Below are 17530 nucleotides of genomic sequence, written 5' to 3' on the forward strand. Positions count from 1 at the left end.
CTCATCCATCCCTATCCATCAGCCTTATCTTTGGCGCGGTCGGCAGCAAATCGAAAGGCCAATCCTTTGTCTGTTCCCCCTGTTTCACAGGATGATCTCACGTCTGAAATCACGAAGGCGGCTTCGATCCTTCGCCAAGGCGGCCTCGTCGCTTTCCCGACCGAGACGGTTTATGGGCTCGGCGCCGACGCGACGCGCGATGAAGCTGTCGCCAAAATCTATGCGGCCAAGGAACGGCCCTCCTTCAACCCGCTGATCGCCCATGTTGCGAGCCTCGCAGAAGCCCAGTGTCACGGGATTTTCTCCGATATGGCCTTGCGGCTCGCCGCCTGCTTTTGGCCTGGCCCTCTCACGCTCGTGGTGCCCGTTTCACCGGAAAGCAAGATTTGCGCCCTGGCGCGGGCTGGACTCGACAGCGTGGCCCTGCGCGTCCCGGCGCATCCGATCGCGCGTGCCTTGATCGAAGCGACGGGTCTGCCGCTCGCGGCGCCTTCCGCCAATCGCTCTGGCCGGGTGAGCCCGGTCAGCGCCGAGCATGTCCGCGAGGACCTTGGCGATCGTGTCGACCTGATCCTCGATGGCGGTCGCTGCCCTGTCGGCGTGGAATCGACCATTATCGACTGTCTCGAAGCACAACCTCGCCTCTTGCGGCCGGGCGGCATTCCCCGCGAGGCCATCGAAACCTGTCTCGGCCGCATCCTTGAGGCACCACCGCGTCTTACTGCCACTTCTCCCTTGCGCGGGCCTGGACTCCTGGCCTCTCATTATGCGCCGCGCGCCAAGGTCCGGCTCGACGCCACAGACTTACAAAAAGGAGAAGCAGGACTGGATTTCGGCGGTCACTTCGCGAAGGCGGCCCACACTCTCGATCTGTCGCCGAGCGGCGATCTCACCGAGGCTGCGGCACATCTCTTCACCTATCTCCGCCATCTCGACGCTTTGGGATTAGAGACGATCGCGGTGGCGCCCATCCCCGAAACCGGTCTCGGCGAGGCGATCAACGACCGGCTGCGCCGCGCCGCCGCGCCAAGACATCCAGCATCATAAGCCTATTGGGCCGCTGGAGCCGGCGCCACCGAAGCGGTCATCTCGGGCGTAGCCAGAGTTGGTGCATCCTTGTCGGGAAACACCATTTCCCAGCCACCCCCGAGTGCTTTGTAAAGGGCAACGAGATCGGTCGAGACATTGGTCGTGCTCTGCGCATATTGCTGCTGCGCTCCAAGAAGCGTGCGTTCCGCGTCGAGCACGGTAATGAAATCGGTGACGCCTGTATTATAGCGTGTGCGTGAGAGCGAAAGCACTTGGCGCGCATGATCGACCTGCGCGTTGAGCCTCGCCCGCCTTTGCTGCTCTTTCTGATAAGCAGTCAATGTATTGACCACCTCATGCCAGGCACCGAGCACGGTCTTATGGTAGGCGATCGCCGCTTCCTGCTGCTGAGCCTCACGCAAGTGCAGAGTCGCTTTCAACCGGCCGCCGTCGAAGAGCGGAACAGCAAAGCTCGGCCCAAAATTATATTGCAATGCACTCGGCTTCCACAAATTCTTGAAATCGAGGGCATTGGCACCCACGCTGCCATTCAGTTTGACAGTTGGATAGAATTCCGCCACCGCGACGCCAATATTGGCGGTCGCTGAATGGAGTTGCGCTTCGGCCTGCCGAATATCCGGGCGCCGGCGAGCGAGTTCGGAAGGAATGCCCAGCGGAACCTGTGGGGGCACGGGAGGGATGGGCTTCGATTTGATGAGCTCATCATTGAGGGCCCCAGGGGGGCTATCCAGCAATAGGCTTAGAGCATTGATGAGCTCTATTTGCTGATCCTCAAGGCTCGGCAATTGCGCTTTCTCGCTTTCGACCTGTGCGGCAGCATTCTCGACATCAAGGCCTGTTGTCATGCCTTTCTCGGCCCGGGTCCGGGTCAGTTTCAGAATATCCTCGGAACTCACGATATTGTCTTTGAGGATGCCAATCTGCGCCTGAACCCCGCGCAATTGAATGTAGTCACGCGCGAGTTCCGCCATGGTCGAGACAAGCATGGCGCGGCGTTGTTCTTCGGCGGCATCCATTTGCGCATCTGCTGCTTCAATCTGCCGGCGTACATGGCCCCAGATATCGAGTTCCCAGGATGCATCGAATGTCGGCGACCAGACATTGATTGGCGGCACGGTAAACGCACCGACGCCGAGTTGTTGGACGAGCGGATTAACCAGAGTGACAACACCCTGATTACTGATTTGCTGACGATTATAACTTGCATTGCCATTGCCGGTCGGCAATGCGGCCGCAGCCGTAACACCACGTTCAAAGCGACTCTGTGCCAAGCGCATCGAGGCTGTACGAACGTCCAGATTGGCACCCGCTGCTCTTTGTACAAGCGACGTCAAAGTGGGGTCTCGGAACGTGCGCCACCAGAGAGGATCGACTGGCGACACCGGCCCCTTGGCCGGTCCTTGCGATGGCAAGGCCGCGACCGCCGCTGCCGGTTCCGGTGGCCCGTAAAAGGACTTCGCGGGAAGCATCGGGTCCGGCCCCACATAATCGGGACCGACAGAGAGACAACCACCGAGGCCAGTGCTGAGAGAGACAATGGCAAATATTGCCGGAGTGAGGCTTTTTCTATCCGCCATGTCAGTCCGCAACCAATCGAGAAACAGAGTATAGATCACCGATATTATCAGTTTTATGTATCGGCACCATGATCCGACGCATGATATCTGACTTTTATCCCATGTCTCATGCTCTAATGCACGGGACCGCCGCCGCCGCCCTTCGCGTTTGAAAACAGGAAACAGAACGGGATGACGGCAAAAGCGATAACGGCAATGTAGAGAAAAACATCCGAATAGGCCAAGACTTGTGCTTGCGTGCGAAACGTCTGATAGACACGTCCCAAGGCAATATCATGCACAGCTCCAGCGGCGTGACCCATCGAGATCAAGGTCCGCTCATATTGAGCAACGAGATCGTTGAAAGGCTGATAAAACGGCGTCATCCATTGCGATAGATAGGATTGGCGGACCTGTGTCCGTTCGGTAATCATTGCCGTCGCCAGCGAAATACCGATCGAGCCGAAGACATTCCGCAACATGGTGAAGAGCGCTGTCCCATCACCATTCAAGTCACGCGGCAGGGTCGAATAAGCGATTGTGCTGATCGGCACAAAGAGAAAACCGAGCCCCATGGTCTGAAACGACCGCATCAGCACAAGAGTCTTGAAATCGATCGTCGGAACGAGCGTGCTGGAATAAAGAAAGGCGGCCCCCATGATCATAAAGCCGACAATGATAAGATAACGCGTCTGGACGAAGCTCATCAACCGCCCGACAAGCGGGATAAGGATGATAATAGCAACGCCGCCTGGCGACAGGATGAGGCCCGACCAGGTCGCATCGTACCCGATGACGGTCTGTGAAAATTGCGGAATGATGACCGCGCCAGCATAAAGCACTCCACCAACCGCCGCGATGCAGATACTGCCCACCGCATAATTACGGTCCTTGAAGACCTCCAGACTGACAATCGGTTTTTTCGCGACGAGCAGCCAACCTATGGCGCCGAGGATGCCAAGTCCCGCGAACAGAGCCATGATGACAATAAAATGGGAACTGAACCAATCTTCATCTTCGCCGCGATCCATCATCACCTGCAGGCAGCCGAGACCGACGGTGATCAAAGTCAAGCCGATATAATCAATACCCTTGCTCCGCCGCGCCTTTACCCACGGCGGGTCTTCGACGAGGACAGAGACGAGAAAGACCGCGATAATGCCGAACGGTATATTGACGAGAAAGACCCAGCGCCAATTGTAAGTATCGGTCAGCCAACCGCCAAGCGTCGGCCCCAGCACCGGCGCGACGATCGTCGCGATCGCGGTAACACCGAACGCCGCACCACGCTTTGCTGGTGGGAAGGTATCGAGGATGATCGATTGCTGGTTCGGCTGTAAACCACCGCCGAAGAAGCCCTGCAAAAGACGAAAGACGATGAGTTGTCCAAGGCTCGTCGCGACCCCGCAGAGAAACGAGCAGACCGTGAACATGATGATGCAGATAACAAAATAACGCTTGCGGCCAATGACATCGCTGAGCCAGCCGGAAATCGTCAGCACAATGCCATTGGCGACGAGATAAGAGGTCAAAGCCCAGGTCGCTTCATCGTTCGACGAGGACAAGGCTCCGGCAATATGCGGAAGCGCGACATTGACGATCGTCGTGTCGAGAATTTCCATGAAGGCGGCGAGCGTGACGACGACCGCGATCAGCCACGGATTATGCGATGGCCTCCAGTCCGCGTGGTCGTTTGAATCCACCACCGCACTCATTTCAAAGTGACCGTCGGCACGACCGAAAGACCCAGCGGCAAAGGCTGCTCCGGATCAAGCCCCTTATCGATTAGGATCTTGACCGGGACACGCTGGACGATCTTCACATAATTACCCGTCGCATTTTCCGGCGGGAAAGCCGTGAATTTCGAACCGGAACCGAGTTGAATGCTATCGACATGGCCATGAAGGTCGAGATGAGGATAGGCATCAACCTCGATCTTGACGGGCTGGCCAGCACGCATCCGATCAAGCTGGTTCTCCTTGAAATTGGCGGTGACCCAGACTTCCGGCGACACAATCGAGAAAATCTGCTGGCCGGGCGATACATAAGTGCCGACCTCGACGTTGCGCTTGGTGATCCAGCCGTCCTGCGGGGCCCGCACCACAGTCCAGTCGAGGTTCAAATTGGCTTGATCGAGCTGCGCTTGTGCCTGTTCAACCTGGCCCTTCAATTGGCCGACCGTGCTGTCGGCGACACCAATCCGCTGCGGGACCGGCGAATTTTGGAAAACCTGGGCCTGCGCCAATTGCACTTGAGCCTCGGCCTGGCGGTAGGCAGCCTCGGCGGCATCGACCTCCTGTTGGGTCGTTGCTTGTTTCGGCAGGCTTTTCTGACGTTTATTATCCGCTGTCGCCCTGAACAGATTGGCCTGCGCGACCGCCAATTGCGCCTGTGACTGTTGCAACACAGCCGGATAATTCTTGCGGGCGATCTCGGCGCCATATTGCTCGCCAGCAAATTGCGCCTTGGCCATATCCAGATTGCCTTGGGCGGAATCACGGCTGACCGTAAACTGGCTCGGATCAATATGGATCAGCGGATCACCCTTGCGCACGAACTGATTATCCGTGACATCGAGGGCCACGACCTGCCCCGCCACACGCGGCGCGACACTGATCGCCCGGCCATCCGTAAAGGCATCGTCGGTGGATTCGAGATTACGCGAAGTGAACCAATAATAGCCGCCGCCCAAGGCCAAGGCGGCAACGACAAGAAAGCCCACCAGCTTGACCGTGCCACCCCGTTTCTGGCGGGCCTTGTCGTTTTGCGGCGAACCGCCATTGCCGTTGTCCTCGATCAGCGGCTTGTCACGTTCGGGCGCAAGACCTTCGCTTTTGACACGGGCATGCAACCGATCCTCCGGGGACGAGGTTTTCACCAAATCCGCGGTCTCACCACTGTGATAAGCTTCGTCCATCGCAATTCCTATCTTCAGTGGCGGCCATCCAGCCAGAGGAACGCTCATCGAGATGGCATTGGCCCAAATAGCCAATCGTGTTTCGCTTTGTTTGATTTTGGATCATTTTATCCTGAAAGACATAAGGCGTTTCGGGGTAAAAGGATCCAATTCGGACTTGTTTTAGCCTCCGTCCAAAGGCAATGTCACATATCCGAACTGATGAGTTCGTATAAAATGGAAAGGTCGAGACGTCAAGGTGAGACCGCTTGAACATCGTGTGCCGCGTGGCCAGAAACGCCGGGAAGAAATCGCCGCGATCGCGGAACAGATTTTCCTGGAATTAGGTTTTGCCGAGACGACGATGCAGATCGTCGCGACCCGCGCTGGCGCCTCCAAGGAGACGCTGTACCGGCATTTCGGCTGTAAGGCGGAACTGTTTTCCGAAGTCATGAACGCACGTTGCCAACGCTTCATGACCGGTGCGGCCGAGGTTTGCGCTCATGAGAATGATCCGGCAACCGTTCTGGCAGCCATTGGCAGCGCTTTGCTCGACCTGATCCTCAGCCCCAACGGTCTCGCAATGTATCGGATCGTCGTCACTGAAACGGTGCGTACCCCGGAACTCGGCCATATTTTTTTCAACCTTGGTCCGAACCGGCTTCTCGCTCAGGTCAGCGATTATCTCAAATCCATGACTGCCGCGGGCAAACTCAACTGCCCCCAACCCGTGCTTGCCGCCAAATTATTCCTTGGTGCCGTCAGCTCCTCGCATCAGATGCGGGAACTGGCGATCCCCGGTGTGGAAATCATCGGCGAGGAGGAGAAGAAAATGTATGTGGACGAGGCGGTCGCGATGTTCCTCGCACGTTACGGCCGACCTTAAGCAACACGAGCCCCGATTTTCAGGATAAGTCTAAAGCCAAATGTCGGATTCCCTCACCGCTCTTTTGCGCTGGTATGCGGCGATGGGCGTCGATATCGCTCTCGACGAAGCACCACACGACCGGTTCGCGGAATCCGCCGCCATGGCCAGCCGGCGAGCCCCCTCCGTCCCCCAAGACGACCGGCAGGCGCGGGCAGATCATCCACCACCATCCAGCGTCTCGCCATCTCGGCAACAGGCCCCCGCTCCTCGGCAGCTCCCAGGCTTCGCGCAAGAGGCTCTCTCCCAAGAGGCTCTGTCCCAAAATGCCGAGGAAGCCGCCGCTTCGGCCAAGACACTCGATGAATTGCGCGAGAAACTCGATGCCTTTCAAGGTTGCGGCCTGAAAAACACGGCGACACAACTCGTCTTCGCCGATGGCAATCCAAACAGTTCCGTCATGATCATCGGCGAGGCGCCTGGTGCCGACGAGGACCGCCAGGGCCGCCCCTTTGTCGGCCGCGCCGGGCAATTGCTCGATCGCATGCTGGCAGCCGTGGATCTCGACCGCACCCAGGTCTATATCGCCAATATCGTGCCCTGGCGCCCGCCGGGCAATCGCACGCCGACCCCGCTCGAAATCGCGGCCTGCCTGCCCTTCATCCGCCGTCAGATCGAATTGGTTTCGCCACGTTTCATTGTCTGCCTCGGCGCGCCCTCCGCACAAACGCTCCTCGGCACCAAGGAGGCCATCACCCGGCTGCGCGGCCGCTGGCGCGATTGGTCCTGCGGCGGCAAGACCATTCACGTCCTGCCGATGCTGCATCCAGCCTATCTGCTGCGTCAGCCGGCGGAGAAAAAACGCGCATGGGCGGATTGGCGCCTACTCGCCAAGGCGCTTCGCGATGACAGTCCACAGACTCTGAAGGATTAAACTGGCAAAACTTAAACTTGGCCCGGGACCTTGGCTTCATCGAAGGTCGCCATGCCATCATGGCAAGCCAAGGCCGCCTTGACAATGCCGATGGCGAGCGCAGCGCCGGAGCCTTCACCGAGGCGCAGACCAAGATCGAGAAGCGGCGCCTTGCCGAGCCGCGCGAGCACATTGGCGTGAGGCTTCTCGGCGGAAACATGCCCCGCAAGGCAATGATCAATGGCACCGGGATGCAAGGCCTGGAGAATGGCCGCCGAGGCGCAGGCCACATAACCATCGAGAATCACGGGAATATGCTCGATGCGGGCAGCCAGGATCGCGCCCGCCATGGCGGCGATTTCACGTCCGCCAAGGCAACGCATGACTTGCAAGGGATCGGTGAGATTGTCCTTGTGCAGCGCGACCGCCGTCCCAACCGCGTCGATCTTGCGGCGCAGGCCCTCGGCATCGACGCCGGTCCCCTGCCCCACCCAATCCTCCGGCTTGCCGCCATAAAGCCCATGATAAACGGCGGCCGCCACGGTCGTATTGCCGATCCCCATCTCTCCCAGGCACAGGAGGTCGATGCCGCCAGCAATCGCCTCCATGCCGAAAGCGAAGGTAGCGGCAGCGGCGGCCTCGTCCATGGCTGGTTTCTGGGTAATATCCTCGGTCGGCAGATCGAGGGCCAGTTCGAAAATTTTGAGGCCCGTGCCGAAACTGGCGCAGATCTGATTGACCGCCGCTCCCCCGTTACCGAAATTCTCCATCATCGCCCGGGTCACTGAGGGCGGATAAGCGGATACACCACGGGCCGCCACGCCATGATTAGCAGCGAAGATCGCGACCAGTGGACGTTCCATTTGTGGCTGTGGCTTGTCCTGCCACGCTGCCAGAAAAGCGACGATCTCCTCAAGCCGCCCGAGCGAACCTTCGGGCTTGGTGAGACGGGCCTGGCGTTCGCGCACAGCAGTAACGGCTGCCTCGGAGGCTGCAGGCATGAGAGGCAGAAGGGCACGGATATCGTCGAAGGGAGAGATGGACAAGGGCGGGAATCGATCGGATCAGAGTGTCGGGAACGGTAGCCGATGCTGGAAATCACAACATACGAGCTCGCACAAGGGCATGCCGGCGTTTTACCGCTTCGGGCACGTAGGATTTATCAAATTGCTTGCCGCCAACGCGAGGCCAAGCGCGCTTTATCATAAGCTTTGCAAATTAATCGCGTTGGAAATTCTGAATATCGCGAGGGAAAATATTAATTTATATATTTTCTATCGACTTAATTGAACTGGATAGACTGATGCTGGACCAACAGAAAACCACCGAGCCTCCCAGGGTCATTGGCTTCTGACAGCATCGTGCTTGAAATGGACGCCCCCTGACGAGCGAAGCCATGCGGCGTCAAGAACGTCTCCCCCTTCGATATCCAAGGCGCACATCCCTGAAATAGCGGTTCACCGGACAGGCCGGAGGACAACGGACGAGCGCGCCTAAACATCCATAAGGACAGTGCCATGGCGAAGCAAAAGCTGCTCATGGGGAGCGCTCACACTTTTTCGGTTTTCACACTGATCCTGGGCGCGTCCGGACATTCCCTTGAGGCCCAAGAGTCACCGACAAGTGATCAAGTTCAAGCTTCGGCGGTGGTCCAGGATGTCGTCGTCACCGGTGGCGGCTGGGAACGGCCACGGAGCGACCAACGCGTCATTCTCGACAGCCCGTCGCCCATCGATGTGATCAGCGCTCAGCAATTGCACCAGACGGGGCGCGCCGAACTCAGCGAGGCCATCACAAAACTTCTGCCCGCTTTCAATTTTGGCAATACAACAGCTGGTGTCAATTCGATCGTGCGGCCTGTCACCAACCATGGTCTCGGGCCCGCCTATACATTGGTGCTCGTCAATGGCCAGAGGCGACACAATAGCGCGCTTCTGACCAATGGCGGTGGCGACACCAGCGGCGTCAATCCGGTCGATATCGACATGATCCCCTTGAGCGCGGTCGATCATATCGAAGTGCTGCGCGATGCCTCCGCCGCGCCTTATGGCTCCGATGCCGTCGCCGGAGCCATCAACATCATCCTGAAATCGAGCGACCATGGAGGTCATGCCGCAGCATTGGCCGGTAATCTTTATCAGGGCAATCCGGGAAGCGACCGTTCAACCGCCAAGGGCGAGGCCGATGCCGGCTTCAAACTCGGCGACGAAGGAGGTTTCGTCCATATCAGCGCCGATGTGCGCAAACGCGGCATGGACTGGTGGAATTTCTACGCGAAAAACCTGCCCTACTCACCCGCTTCAAATCCGCTCAACGCCACGTGGACTGGTGACGGCGCCCACAATGGGGACCCCGAAATCAGGGCGTATAATCTCGCCTATAATGCCGAAGTCCCCCTGACACCCAATATCAATGCTTATTCCTTCGCGACATTTGGTGTCAGAGACACAGTCATCGGCAATAATTTCCGGCGTCCTAACACAAATGCCGATTTCGATGCTTTATTTCCCGGGGGCTATTATCCTTTGAACAATACGCATGAATATGATTTGCAATTCAACGCCGGGTTCAAAGGAAGACTTTACGATTGGGACTACAATCTCGGCACATCCTACGGCATCAACCACAACAAACAATATAGCGACTTCACGATCAATCCGTCACTCGGCCCCACGGGACCGACTCAGTTCAAGGATCTCGCCACTTATCAGTTTTCGCAGCAGGTCACGCACCTCGACCTCAACCACGCCTTCGCAACCTCGACCCTACCCAAACCGATTGAACTCGGTCTCGGCTTTGAACATCGCATCGAACGGTTTTCGACTCTTCCGGGCGATCCACTCGGCTATATGAATGGTGGCTACCGATACCAACCCGGCGATCAGGCCCTTTCGCATGATCCCAATCTCGGCAGCTATGCCGCAGTCGGCGCACAAGGCGCCGTTACCATCAACCCAGCGAATGCAACGTCGATCCTCCGAAATGTCGTCGCCGGCTATGGCTCGCTCGGGATCTATCCAGTTGATAATTTCTACATCAACGGCTCGCTGCGTGGCGAGGGTTACGATGATTTGCCGAATTTCATTTACAGCACCAAGCTCACCGCACGCTGGGATATCGCACCGGACTTCGCGATACGCGGCTCGCTCGGCACCGGACAACGCGCCCCTTCCCTGACCCAGATCGGCTACGCGCAGACCGACAGCCGCACCAATATCGATCCCGTGACGGGTCTGATCGTTCCGAGTCTTTCCACCCTCGCCCGTAATACATCGGCGCTGGCACGAGCGCTTGGTGCCCAGACCTTGACACCGGAGAAGTCAACGAATTTCGGACTTGGTTTCGTGTGGAAACTACAGGAAAATAGAAATATCACGCTCGATGGTTATCGCATCGACTTGCGTAACCGGATCTTCCGGACCAATTACATCTATGGTTCCGCCGTCGACCCTCTTATCGTCGCCAATGGCGGCAGCGCCGGCACATGGATTCAATATTTCGCCAATGGTGTCAATACGAGCACAACGGGTATCGATCTCGTCGGCGAGGATACAGAGGACTACGGAGATTACGGCTCCGTTCGCTACACACTCGGATTCAACTGGAATCTAAATGTCATCGACAGCGTCGCTCAAACCCCAGCTGCTTTGACCGCGCTTGCTTCCGCGAACAAGGGCGGCAGCCTGATCTGGTTCGGCCGCGCGACCGCCGCCGATCTAACGGTCAACCAACCTCGCACCAAATTGATGTTTGCCGTCAATTGGTCGATCGGCGATTTCATCGTCAGTGCCACGACGACACGTTATGGCTCCTATCAATATATTCAAAGCCAGCTCCCATCGCAGGACCGTTCCTTCGGCGCGAAATGGATCACCGATCTCGATGTGACCTACAAAATCGCGGGAGGTTTACGAATTTCGGCTGGCGCCACCAATCTCTTCAATATCCGTCCGAGCGCAAACGGAATTATCGATGCGAATACCGGCGCATCCGGCTTCGCTTACGGGAATTCGCCTTTCTCACCGGCCGGCGGATTTTATTATACCCGGCTCGCTTATGATTTTTAGAATACGATCAGGCAGGGCCGAGACTGTGTTCATTTTTGTAACGCGACAATGCTCATGAGCAAAGCCTTTGCGTCGGCATCAAACGCATGCCGTCTTCTCACGAGACGGCAAACACTTACGGCCCTCGGCTCGAACGCCCTGCTCAGCGCTTGCGATTTTTCTACGCCTCCGGGGCCTCGAGACGGTGCCCAATCAGAACGCACCAAAATCAAACTCTTCCTGGGCGATCAGGCCCGTTTCACACGAGCCAAGGTCGAGGCGGCGAGCGTCTTCGATGACGCTCCTTTCGATTATGAATGGGTCAATTTTCAAGGTGCGGCGCCGCTGTTTGAAGCGTTGCGCGCTGGCGCCGTTGACACCGCACCGGCCGGCGACAGCCCGGTTCTCTTTGCAGCTTTCGCCGGCGTGCCGATGAAAATCGTCGCCGTGAGTGTGGGAACCCGAGCGGGCTCCAGCGTCGGCATTGTCGTGCCAGCCCATTCTCCGATCCAGACAGTAGCGGATTTCAAGGGCCAGCACATTATCGTGTCTTCGGCGCGCGGCAGCATTTCACAATATCAATTATTTGGTGCCCTCGCCGAGGTCGGTTTGACAGCCGCCGACGTGAAAATCTCGTTCATGCTGCCCGTCGATGCCCTCTCGGCCTTCCAAGCCGGCCATATCGGCATCTGGGCGACTTTCGGCACTTACCTCGCCATGGCCGAACATGACGGCGGACGCATTATTCGTGATGGCCAGGGTATCCATTCCGGTCTCGGCTTCATCACCGCCTCGGACAAGGCCCTCGCCGACCCGGCCAAAAGGCTCGCCATCGCCAATCTCCTCGACCGCTTGCGGCGCGCCGAAATATGGACGAACGCGCACCAGGACAATTACGAACAAATCTTCGCCAGCTTGACCAACTTGCCTGCCGATGTGGTGCATAGGGTCGTCACTCGGGAGTTACGTCAGCTCCAGCCTGTGGATGAGGCAAGCATCGCAAGTCTTCAGCAAGTCGCCGACGTCTTCACGCGCGAAAATGTCTTCGAGCACGCTATCGATGTCCACTCGCTGTTCGAAACAAGCGTGTGGCCGTCCACTTTGTAGCCAATAAAGCTTATCGCCGCGTCGAAGCCCGTATCACCGAAACATCTTGTTTTTGGGCTGCCAACCGGTTGGCGTTGGCGGATGAAGCAACGGCGGACGCAAGCAGGATCTTCTGACGGGAGATATCATTGGGCTCGGGAATACGCACGAGGACGATCGTGCCGGAGCCCACCGTCGAACGGATACGCATGGAACCTCCATGCAGATCAACAAGTGAGCGGGCGATTGCGAGACCCAGGCCCGATCCCTTCATGCCATTGGCCATCGACCCGTGCAATTGCTCGAAGGGGCGCCCAAGACGCGCCAAGGGAGCCGGCGGAATACCCATGCCGGTATCCTCGACATAAATATTCAAGGCCCCCTGGATCATGCGCGTACGCACAGTTACCCGGCCTTGCGCGGGCGTGAATTTGATTGCGTTGCGAAGCAGGATAAGCAGGATTTTCTCGATCGCTCCTCGATCGGCGTGGACGCTTGTTTGCGGCGTCGTCTCGGCCAGAAGGGTGATTTCCTTTTCCTCCGCCGTGGCCTTGACGCCCGCAATCGCCTTGGAAACCACCGTGTCGATCTCGAAATCGGTCTTTTCGAGCCGGACGCGACCCGCCTCAAGACGTGACATGTCGAGAACGTCGGAAATCACGCCAAGCAAATATTGCCCGCTTTGGCGGATATCATTGCAATAATCGAGATAACGCGGTGAGCCGAGGGGGCCATAGGGCTCCTGGCCCATCAATTCGGAAAAGCCGATAATCGCGTTGAGCGGGGTCCGCAATTCATGGCTCATATTGGTGAGGAATTCAGATTTCGCGCGGTTCGCCGTTTCGGCCTCCGCCTTCTGCTCAAGATATTTTTCGGCGAGATCGGCAAGCTGTTGCGCCTGCAGTTCCAAGGTCTGGCGGGATTTGCGCAGGTCGGCGATGGTTGCCATCAGCCGGCGCTCGGATTCCATCAATTGCTCTTCATGACGTTTGAGCGTGGTAATATCCGTGCCAACGGAGACATAACCGCCGTCCTTGGTGCGCCTTTCGTTAATCTGTAGCCAGCGGCCATCGCCCAGCCGCGCTTCATAGGTGCGCGCGCCCGCCTGCGGTCTTTCACCCAAAGCAATCTGCGACTGGATCAGAGGTGGCGTGCCTTTCGCCATCACCTGCATATAGGGCGTGCCCGGTACCAGGATATCATTCGCGAGATTATGGAAACGCTGGAACTTCTCGTTGCACATGACGAGCCGGTTATCGGCGTCCCAGAGCACGAAGGCCTCAGAAACAGTCTCGATCGCATCACGCAACCGCATATCGGCCGTGGCGGTGCGTTCCGCCAGAACCTTATGCTCGGTAATGTCAACACAAATGCCAACGAGATGCGGCGTGTTCGAGAGATGGTCACGGACAAGCTCCGCGCGCGCGCGCAGCCAAACCCAATCTCCCGCGACATTGCGCATGCGGAAGGCGTGATCGATGGCATCCGTTTTCGAGGCAGCGAGCATTTCGGCGATGGCCGCGAGATCACCATCCTGAGGATGCATCAGCGCATTAATATCGCCGAAGGAAATGAACTGCTCGCTCGGCGACATGCCGAGAATTTCATACATGGACTGCGACCAGAACACGCGCCCGCGCGCAAGATCCCAATCCCAAAGGCCGCAGCGGCCCCGGTTCAACGCTGTGTCGATCCGTTCGCGCATGCGCTCGCAGGTTTCGCCAGCCTCCTTGGCACGCGTGGCCTGCCAGAAATAGGCGCAAGCCAATGCGACAAGGACAAAGGATGTCGAGAACAGAAGCAGACCGGCGCGCCAACTGTTAGCACGCCACTCCGACAAAACCTCTGTCATGGGGTGGATCAAAGCCACTTGACCGGCTGAGGCAAGGCCGAGCGTCCGAACCGTGGCCAGAGCTTCCGTCGCATCGGCCAAGGTGATGCGCAACACACCCGCTTTTTCAGCAAATGTCGTCAGAGGCTGGGCAGGGCCTAAATAATCCGCAAGGGTTCCTTTGAGCCCGGGAATCGCCGGATAGGCACCAATGATGCGCCCGCTCGGATCAGCGACGAGCACTTCCTGCCCACGCGCCAGCAGCGAAGGAGAGATCATCTGGCGCAAGCCGTCATCCGTCGGCACCACGCCTTTTTTGGTCAGATGGGCCGACAGATCGTGGGCGACGAGAGTCCCGACCAGATCGAGATTCTCCATGGCTTCGGCCACGCCATGATCGTAGGATTCACGGCCAATAACGACGGCAAGTGCCACCAAAGCCGCAACAAAAAAAGCGACCATGACTGGAACCGCACGGCGAATCCAGACCTCATGCGCAATGAGCCGTGAAAACGCGCGATGCGTCGTCGTACAGGCAAGTCCTAGCAATGTCCCCGCTCGCACGGACACATTGGCTGCGTCTGCACGCGCCATGTCACAGGCCCCCTCGAAACCGATTCGAAGCTATGTGCCGCATCTCTTCGAATCGTCTCTATCAGAAGGCGTCTTCACCTATTTGTCCAGGCCTTAAAGAAGGGTGAAGGAAAGAGTTTTGTGGAAAACTGACGTCAAGCCCTTTTTATCCTTGCAGCCTCAAATTTTCTGATACTACGGCTCAAGCTGCTAAAGGGGATGGATCAGCGCCTCTTTTCGATGATCGAGACGAGATCGCTCACGGATCAAAAGCTTTCGCCCCGCACACTATTCATAATTCAATTTAAATATTAAATTTATTAAAGTTTTTATATTGCCTAAAGAATATCCGTTCTTCGTAATCAAGTGAAAATATTAATATTATTCTTACATTGCTGCTATTCAATATTGAAGAAACACAAAATCCACCTAAAGAACTGCTCGCTCGACGAGTTCAACATAGATCGCGGCAGATTTCCCCGCTGATCGCGCCCTACAACCAAGTCGAACGCAATCACACAGGGATTGTAAAGTCAGTTTAGCGTCTATAAATCTATATTATGACAGTGAACTCTGCCACCGTCATTCCGTAAACTCATGACCCAAATTCCGATCACACCAAGCCGACGAATCGATCCTGCAGCGATCAAAACTTCTATTCTCTATGATTTCATAATCCTGATCTTGCCAGCCCTCCCCGAAAAGGCCCCCGAAAAGCTCTGACAAAAAGATGGTCGGCGGTTATTGATGAACGAGGAACGGTTCATTAAATTTTTGATTTGATACTTGCTCGATTGAGCATAGTGCGCTAACGGAAATTGCTTTATTCCGCGACCGTATAAAATAGATTGAAACTCCGGCCGGCCCAGTGCGCGGCGCCTTCAAAGGCAAAGCGTGACACAGCAGGCATCTAATATTTTAAGCAATGAATATCGTTATTTGAAATAAATATATTACCGAGACTTGAACAGATCACTGATGAATGTTTGCCCTCCAGTTATTCATCCATGGACATTTTTAGCTATTTAATCTCAGGAGATTACAATTGGCTCGCATGATTTCCAGCAAAATAGATACATTATTGGCTTTGCGGGCCGACGGAAGGCTGCTCGTTGGCCGTGAACGGATCACCTTACTCGAGGCCGTCATCCAGCACGGCAGCATCACCAAGGCTGCTGAGATTGCCGGCTTCAGCTACAAAACGGCCTGGGACGCCGTCAACGCCATCAATAATCTCCTGCCTCGCCCAGCCTTTATCACACGCACTGGTGGCCCGCGTGGCGGCGGCGCCGAAGTCACGGAAGAAGGCAGGCGATTAATCACGGTCTTTCGCCGGCTTGAAGAAAAGCTCGGACGGATTTCCGCCGCTATCGCCGAGGAAGGCCTCGAAAACGATCGCGATCTCCTGTTCTGGGGCGTCGCGATGCGGCTCAGTGCACGCAATGCTTTTCATTGCACGGTGAAGAATGTGATCCCGGCGCCCGTCAATGTCGAGGTCGTGTTGCAAGTCTCGCCGGAATGCGAGATCGCCGCCGTTCTCACTAATGCCAGCGTCCAAGATCTCAACCTTGCACCGGGGCGTCCCGCCGTCGCTCTCGTCAACGCCTCCTCCGTTATGCTCGCGCCGACCGAGGAGCCTCCGAAAATTTCGGCCCGGAACAAGATTCGCGGCACTGTCCTGAGCCAAATCAATGGTGGCATCGATTCCGAGATCTTGGTCGATATCGGTGACGGCAAAACCATCACCGCGGTCGTCTCCAGCGAGGAAACGGAAGGCGGCGATTTTCAACCCGGCAAAAAAGTCTGGGCCATCTTCAAGACTTCTAATGTGATTATCGCCAGCGACTGAAGATGCTTGGATCGAGTGGATCGGCGCCATTAACGGATGTTCCGATCCGCATTCCTTAAAAAGGCCACGATACTAGCCTTCATATCGTGAAGCGTTCCACGTCGTAATTCAGATTAATCTTCCAAGCTTGTCCCAAAGTTTTCGACAGCAATGGGATACTGGAAGAAAATTATTGACGTTGAGAGATGAGTTCTCTAATGGACTCCTTTATCGCTGAGGGTCGTCAATATTCCCTTTCGCGTTTCAGTCCCTTCTCAATCGAATGGATCGCAAGGGCCGGCCTCCACCGGACGCGTTCCTATCACGTTTTCAGGTCAGCCCCTGAAAGCCGCATGGAGATCAAGTTTTGGCTCGTATAGCTGGCGTCAATATTCCGACGAACAAGCGCGTCATTATCGCGCTGCAATATATTCATGGGATCGGCCCCAAGAAAGCCGAGGAAATCTGCGAAAAGGTGAGCATTCCCCCTGAACGCCGCGTTGTCGACCTCACTGATGCTGAGGTTCTTCAGATCCGCGAGACGATTGACCGGGATTATATCGTCGAAGGCGATCTTCGCCGTGAAGTCGCTATCAACATCAAGCGCTTGATGGATCTTGGCTGTTATCGGGGTTTGCGGCATCGCCGCCAATTGCCCGTTCGTGGCCAGCGGACGCACACCAATGCCCGCACCCGCAAAGGCAAGGCAAAGCCCATCGCCGGCAAGAAGAAATAAGAGACTTCGTCCGTCCCCTTCTTGGAGCGGAGCCTGACGCAGGAGATCCCTGCCCGCTAGTTTCTGCTGGCTGGGATGAATTCTCGTTTACTCGTCATCCATTGAGAGGGTCGCCCAATAAGGCTGCTCTCTTCTGAATACCTCTCGCTC

At 56.8% G+C, this 17530-nt stretch carries 12 protein-coding genes; 7 read left to right on the forward strand and 5 right to left on the reverse strand.

Annotated features, from left to right (window positions below):
• Positions 1-66 precede the first annotated feature (66 nt).
• On the forward strand, positions 67-1047 hold the full coding sequence (locus BIND_RS10225) for an L-threonylcarbamoyladenylate synthase (protein WP_012385001.1): 981 nt from the start codon (positions 67-69) through the stop codon (positions 1045-1047).
• A 2-nt stretch (positions 1048-1049) separates the two neighbouring features.
• Here BIND_RS10225 and BIND_RS10230 read toward each other — a convergent pair whose 3' ends face one another.
• The 3 genes from BIND_RS10230 to BIND_RS10240 all read right to left on the reverse strand — a co-directional run bounded on the left by BIND_RS10230 (position 1050) and on the right by BIND_RS10240 (position 5523).
• On the reverse strand, positions 1050-2627 hold the full coding sequence (locus BIND_RS10230) for an efflux transporter outer membrane subunit (RefSeq protein WP_012385002.1): 1578 nt from the start codon (positions 2625-2627) through the stop codon (positions 1050-1052).
• 113 nt (positions 2628-2740) lie between these two features.
• Positions 2741-4309, reverse strand: a complete 1569-nt coding sequence (locus BIND_RS10235) for a DHA2 family efflux MFS transporter permease subunit (protein ID WP_244395863.1) — start codon at positions 4307-4309, stop codon at positions 2741-2743.
• A gap of 8 nt (positions 4310-4317) precedes the next feature.
• Positions 4318-5523, reverse strand: coding sequence for an HlyD family secretion protein (locus BIND_RS10240; protein WP_012385004.1), 1206 nt, complete (start codon positions 5521-5523; stop codon positions 4318-4320).
• A 238-nt stretch (positions 5524-5761) separates the two neighbouring features.
• Here BIND_RS10240 and BIND_RS10245 point away from each other — a divergent pair, with 238 nt between their 5' ends.
• Together BIND_RS10245 and BIND_RS10250 are read left to right on the forward strand one after the other, a co-directional pair.
• On the forward strand, positions 5762-6388 hold the full coding sequence (locus BIND_RS10245) for a TetR/AcrR family transcriptional regulator (RefSeq protein WP_012385005.1): 627 nt from the start codon (positions 5762-5764) through the stop codon (positions 6386-6388).
• A 40-nt stretch (positions 6389-6428) separates the two neighbouring features.
• Positions 6429-7301: a uracil-DNA glycosylase gene (locus BIND_RS10250; protein WP_012385006.1), complete on the forward strand. Its 873-nt coding sequence runs from the start codon at positions 6429-6431 to the stop codon at positions 7299-7301.
• A gap of 11 nt (positions 7302-7312) precedes the next feature.
• Here BIND_RS10250 and cobT read toward each other — a convergent pair whose 3' ends face one another.
• Positions 7313-8326 (reverse strand): nicotinate-nucleotide--dimethylbenzimidazole phosphoribosyltransferase, encoded by a 1014-nt coding sequence (cobT, locus tag BIND_RS10255; RefSeq protein WP_041778029.1) that lies wholly within the window; start codon positions 8324-8326, stop codon positions 7313-7315.
• Between the two features lie 471 nt (positions 8327-8797).
• Between cobT and BIND_RS10265 the strand changes: the two genes are divergently transcribed.
• Positions 8798-11347, forward strand: coding sequence for a TonB-dependent receptor plug domain-containing protein (locus BIND_RS10265; RefSeq protein WP_012385009.1), 2550 nt, complete (start codon positions 8798-8800; stop codon positions 11345-11347).
• A gap of 54 nt (positions 11348-11401) precedes the next feature.
• Positions 11402-12433, forward strand: coding sequence for an ABC transporter substrate-binding protein (locus tag BIND_RS10270; protein WP_148210610.1), 1032 nt, complete (start codon positions 11402-11404; stop codon positions 12431-12433).
• A gap of 10 nt (positions 12434-12443) precedes the next feature.
• Here the strand turns inward: BIND_RS10270 and BIND_RS10275 are convergent, their stop codons facing one another.
• Positions 12444-14837, reverse strand: coding sequence for a PAS domain-containing sensor histidine kinase (locus BIND_RS10275; RefSeq protein WP_012385011.1), 2394 nt, complete (start codon positions 14835-14837; stop codon positions 12444-12446).
• Positions 14838-15870: 1033 nt separating this feature from the next.
• Between BIND_RS10275 and BIND_RS10280 the strand changes: the two genes are divergently transcribed.
• On the forward strand, positions 15871-16665 hold the full coding sequence (locus tag BIND_RS10280; RefSeq protein ID WP_041778031.1) for a TOBE domain-containing protein: 795 nt from the start codon (positions 15871-15873) through the stop codon (positions 16663-16665).
• 346 nt (positions 16666-17011) lie between these two features.
• A complete protein-coding gene (rpsM, locus tag BIND_RS10285) occupies positions 17012-17380 on the forward strand; it encodes a 30S ribosomal protein S13 (protein WP_012385014.1) in 369 nt (122 codons plus the stop codon).
• Positions 17381-17530 lie beyond the last annotated feature (150 nt).

Source organism: Beijerinckia indica subsp. indica ATCC 9039 (genome assembly GCF_000019845.1).
GTDB classification, from domain to species: Bacteria; Pseudomonadota; Alphaproteobacteria; order Rhizobiales; family Beijerinckiaceae; genus Beijerinckia; species Beijerinckia indica.

What these genes read in the sequence shown, in the direction of transcription:
- BIND_RS10265 (WP_012385009.1), top strand. Translation starts at nt 8,798, where the DNA reads ATGGCGAAGCAAAAGCTGCTCATGGGGAGCGCTCACACTTTTTCGGTT.
- BIND_RS10270 (WP_148210610.1), top strand. Translation starts at nt 11,402, where the DNA reads ATGAGCAAAGCCTTTGCGTCGGCATCAAACGCATGCCGTCTTCTCACG.
- BIND_RS10230 (WP_012385002.1), bottom strand. Translation starts at nt 2,627, where the DNA reads ATGGCGGATAGAAAAAGCCTCACTCCGGCAATATTTGCCATTGTCTCT.
- BIND_RS10280 (WP_041778031.1), top strand. Translation starts at nt 15,871, where the DNA reads ATGATTTCCAGCAAAATAGATACATTATTGGCTTTGCGGGCCGACGGA.
- BIND_RS10250 (WP_012385006.1), top strand. Translation starts at nt 6,429, where the DNA reads ATGTCGGATTCCCTCACCGCTCTTTTGCGCTGGTATGCGGCGATGGGC.
- BIND_RS10275 (WP_012385011.1), bottom strand. Translation starts at nt 14,837, where the DNA reads ATGGCGCGTGCAGACGCAGCCAATGTGTCCGTGCGAGCGGGGACATTG.
- BIND_RS10240 (WP_012385004.1), bottom strand. Translation starts at nt 5,523, where the DNA reads ATGGACGAAGCTTATCACAGTGGTGAGACCGCGGATTTGGTGAAAACC.